Origin of the sequence: uncultured Citricoccus sp. (genome assembly GCF_937871995.1) — a bacterium.
Taxonomy (GTDB): Bacteria; Actinomycetota; Actinomycetes; order Actinomycetales; family Micrococcaceae; genus Citricoccus.
Genome location: NZ_CALMQR010000163.1, coordinates 1 through 2,846, shown reverse-complemented (window position 1 = coordinate 2,846; position 2,846 = coordinate 1). Strand labels below are relative to the sequence as shown.

Genomic DNA, 2,846 nt, shown 5'->3' with positions numbered 1-2,846 from the left:
GATCCATTTGGATCACCTGAACCTTCAAGGCTTTGAGGTTTGGCGGCGGAGGCCGATTTGTACCTCTGCACCGTGCCGTACCCCAGCTGGGTGGCAGCGCCAATGGCCCGAACACTCATCCCCGCCTCCAGGAGAGAGCCAATGACCTCCGACTGGGATTCCTTAGGGGGACGGAGGTTCAGGTTGCCGAACTCCTCGGTCACGTAGGCGTCCCAGGAGGAGTACCCCAGTGCTTTCCAGGCCTGCCCTTGGTAGGCCGCCTTGATGAGTTCGTATACCTCAACCAGGCCCGTCCTGATCTGCTCGGTTAGATGTCGTGCGGCACTTGCCGCCAAGGTGGTGCCGTGGCCGCCCGTTGCATCTTCGGCCACCTGCACTTCATTGCCCTTCATTCAGTCCCCCATGCGATGGTCAGGTGAAGCGGTCGTCCTTTTCTTCCAGCCCGTGAAGCAGGACATCCAGCGGCACTCCGAGGAGGTGTGCCAAGGCCAGCAGTTCCCCGATCCTGAAATCAATCCGCCCGCGCAATCGTGCTGATAGGGCGGTCTGCGGCATTCCGATTTGTTGCGCTGCCTCGGTTTGGCTGATGTCCCGTCGGCTGAGTTCGGCCAGGACGTTTGCTCTTAGCTGCTTCTGATAGCTCATGCGTTCATTTTCGTCTGCGCTGGCTCACAGCACGACCATAGATGATCGACGCTCTCTTGACAAGCAGATTCAGTTGCTTAGATCGCTATTTCAGGCTCTAGGACTATATCGTCAGTCTCTGAGGGACTAGACTAGACGTTATGAGAGGGGCACATTGTTGGGGACTGTCCCTCCGCGCATGCCTGATTCACGACAATGAAGGAGACTCCCCATGCTTTTGGTCATCGTTATTGGCGCAGCCGCCATCATCCTGGCGTCCATGGCTACTCGCCCTGTGGGCTTCATGCTGGGCCTGATTCAGACGCTCTCGTTCTTAGGGTTGGTCTTTGGCCTCGTGGGGTGGTTCGTGATCCTGCCGGACCCCACCTTCCTCTGGTACATCGCCGTGGGTGGAGCGGTATGGCTGATGGTGACGGTCCTGCGTCACCGCATGGCCGTTTGATTTCACGTCGCCGACACGCGTCTGCACTGGACGGGTCGAACTGTGGGCATCCGATGAAAGGACGACTCATGGCAATCCCGACCACTCTCTCGATCGAGTTCAAGTGCGGTCATTCCGAGACCAAGGACCTCGCTTCCACGCCTGCTGGCAAACGCAAAGCCAGGGCCTTCGGGCTGGGGAAGCACTTCGTCTGCTCCCGGTGCTTCAAGGCCTCGCGGAGCGACGATTTCGACAGGTACAAGCAGGAGCTGTTGATCCAGGCGCAGGGGTTCGAGGAAGAGCACGGTCTGCCCGAGCTGACCGGTTCGGAGGAACAAGTGCGGTGGGCCACTCGCCTGCGCTACCAGCGGCTCACCGACTTCATCGAGGTGGCCGAGACCCACCAGCCGGCCTTCGACGCTGAACACGTCATCGAGGTCGCCAAGTCCCTGGTCCGGGCCGGCTGGTGGATCGACAACACCAAAGAGAAGGATCTGGAGGTCGATGACCTCCTGACCCTGATTACTACCGCCGTCGACGAGGACGACCTCGTTGCTACCGAGAACCCGTTCTGAGGACCCCATGACCATCCAGGCAGCCACGACCATCCAGCCATCCCTGTTCCCCGCGGAGGACCCCATGATCACCGTCAACGGCACCCAGGACTGTGTGCAGTGCACGCGCGCCACCGCCCTGTTGGACCGGGAGAACGTCCCGTACGAGTACATCGACCTGGCCTTGGAGGAGAACCAGTCCAAGCTGGCCGCGCTGCGTGCGGCCGGGTTCCAGCAGATGCCGGTCATCGAGACCCCCACCGAACGCTTCACCGGGTTCGACCCGGACCGGATCAAGAACGCCGCCACCGAAGTGCGGGAATCCCTGGCGACCTCAACCCCCGAGCTGACCGCTCCCCAGCTCGCGACCGGTTGATAGCACTCTGCTACTGAACTGCTATCTCGCTGATACTGCGGCAACGGCCAGGGTCACCGAAATCCGGTGATCACTGGCCGTTCTCGTTGACACACACTCGCTGCCGACCGAGCGAACTTCTGGTGACACCCCACCTCATCTGAAGGAGAAGCATCATGGCTCCGGTTAGCACCCTCTGGCTCAACGCGAAGGTCACCCTGGTCGACCGCACCGGCACCCGCGTCCGGGCGGACTCCCTGGAAGCCGCCACGGCCAAGATCGCCGGGTACTCCCGCCAGTCCGCCCCCCTGCTCGCCCTAGCCGAGGCCCATGCCTCCGGTCCCGGTTTCACCCCCGGTGCCTGGCGGCTAATCGAGGGCCAGCTGGCCCCCGCACCCGGGGACGGGGTGCCGGACTACCGGCTGGAGTACTCGGACTTCCACCTGGCCGACGCCCAGGGCCAACGTCTCTCCCCGGTGACCATGGACAACCTGCCCACGATCGGACAGAACATGGCCACCCGCGCCGGGCAACAGATCACGATCGACACCCACCTGCCCGGGGTCCGCACCCACCGTTACGATCCCGCCGCCGACCTCGAGTCAAGTGCATCCAGCGTGGTGGGCCCGGGCACGGCTCCGCTGACCGGGCGAGCCGAACCCGTCGCGCCCGCGACGGTTGCGGCAGGCCCCCAGCCTCCGGCCTCCGCGGCCGAGGCATTTGCCACCCGCACCCAGAGCCGCCGGGATGCCCTGAGTCCTGCCCACACCGGGTGGCGCGGAGCCCTGAACAATGCCCTCGGGATGCGGCTGGCCCCCGGCGCCGGGGAGCAACGCACCCGGACGCTGAACGCCACCGTGCAGAAGGGCCT

The 2,846-nt window shown here is 63.6% G+C and carries 4 protein-coding genes and 2 pseudogenes; 4 read left to right on the top strand and 2 right to left on the bottom strand.

The window, feature by feature from the left end:
* Both Q0283_RS17585 and Q0283_RS17580 read right to left on the bottom strand, forming a co-directional pair.
* A pseudogene (locus Q0283_RS17585) lies at window positions 1–392 on the bottom strand (hypothetical protein); the annotation flags it as partial.
* A gap of 19 nt (window positions 393–411) precedes the next feature.
* Window positions 412–645 carry a helix-turn-helix domain-containing protein gene (locus Q0283_RS17580; RefSeq protein WP_298045944.1) on the bottom strand — a complete coding sequence of 78 codons (234 nt, stop codon included), beginning with the start codon at window positions 643–645 and terminating at the stop codon, window positions 412–414.
* A 211-nt stretch (window positions 646–856) separates the two neighbouring features.
* Between Q0283_RS17580 and Q0283_RS17575 the strand changes: the two genes are divergently transcribed.
* From Q0283_RS17575 to Q0283_RS17560, 4 genes and pseudogenes are all read left to right on the top strand, one after another.
* Entirely contained in the window at window positions 857–1,087 is a 231-nt protein-coding gene (locus tag Q0283_RS17575) for a hypothetical protein (RefSeq protein ID WP_298045942.1), read from the top strand.
* A 68-nt stretch (window positions 1,088–1,155) separates the two neighbouring features.
* Window positions 1,156–1,641 carry a hypothetical protein gene (locus Q0283_RS17570; RefSeq protein WP_298045940.1) on the top strand — a complete coding sequence of 162 codons (486 nt, stop codon included), beginning with the start codon at window positions 1,156–1,158 and terminating at the stop codon, window positions 1,639–1,641.
* A 7-nt stretch (window positions 1,642–1,648) separates the two neighbouring features.
* The gene (locus Q0283_RS17565) at window positions 1,649–1,996 is read left to right on the top strand and encodes a glutaredoxin family protein (RefSeq protein ID WP_298041885.1); all 348 of its coding nucleotides are present in this window, start codon (window positions 1,649–1,651) and stop codon (window positions 1,994–1,996) included.
* 155 nt (window positions 1,997–2,151) lie between these two features.
* A pseudogene (locus Q0283_RS17560) lies at window positions 2,152–2,846 on the top strand (hypothetical protein); the annotation flags it as partial.

Coding starts and splice junctions, on each gene's coding strand:
- Q0283_RS17575 (WP_298045942.1), top strand. CDS start 857: ATGCTTTTGGTCATCGTTATTGGCGCAGCCGCCATCATCCTGGCGTCC.
- Q0283_RS17570 (WP_298045940.1), top strand. CDS start 1,156: ATGGCAATCCCGACCACTCTCTCGATCGAGTTCAAGTGCGGTCATTCC.
- Q0283_RS17565 (WP_298041885.1), top strand. CDS start 1,649: ATGACCATCCAGGCAGCCACGACCATCCAGCCATCCCTGTTCCCCGCG.
- Q0283_RS17580 (WP_298045944.1), bottom strand. CDS start 645: ATGAGCTATCAGAAGCAGCTAAGAGCAAACGTCCTGGCCGAACTCAGC.